Source organism: Bartonella sp. AA81SXKL (assembly GCF_042196945.1).
GTDB lineage: Bacteria > Pseudomonadota > Alphaproteobacteria > Rhizobiales > Rhizobiaceae > Bartonella.
Genome location: NZ_JBHIRH010000396.1, coordinates 1 through 565, shown reverse-complemented (window position 1 = coordinate 565; position 565 = coordinate 1). Strand labels below are relative to the sequence as shown.

Here is a 565-nt window from a genome sequence, read left to right as displayed (position 1 = left end):
ATGGTGTGATAACCAGTCACTTTTGCATTCCCATAAACAGAACCATAGACCTTAACATACCCACCCACGCTAGCATTCCCATAAACCTTGCCATAAATTTTAGCAGCGCCACTGATAACAGCATGATCATAAACTACCGCCTTGCTATGAATACGAGCATTTCCTGATAATTTTGCATTTCCATAAACCCGCGCCTGATGATAAACCCAAGCATTATAAGAAAGATGCGCATTGTCATAAACATGAGCATTTGCATAAACGCGGGCACAATCACATACATGAGCATTGCCATAAACAAAGCCCATTATAATAGCCTTATTAAAAACCTTGGCATTTTCATAAATATGGGCAGGATTTAAAACAAGAGCATTATCATAGACCCAGCAATTGCCATCATGCGAGAGGTTGTTTTCACTTTCAATAAAACCACCCAAGGCACCAGCCTTAACATCGTCAAAATCCCTTAATGCTTGGATGCGATAAAGAGTTTGATTATTAAATACACGTGTCTCATTTGTGAGTGCAAACTTTTTTTGCATAGCACAATTCCTTTATAAATAGATTT

Annotated in this window: 1 protein-coding gene; it reads right to left on the bottom strand. The window is 38.2% G+C overall.

The genetic code is table 11. The features are described from left to right. Window positions 1-539: hypothetical protein (locus ACFINZ_RS11910; protein WP_375701636.1), on the bottom strand; the 539-nt coding region annotated here is incomplete at its 3' end. Window positions 540-565 lie beyond the last annotated feature (26 nt).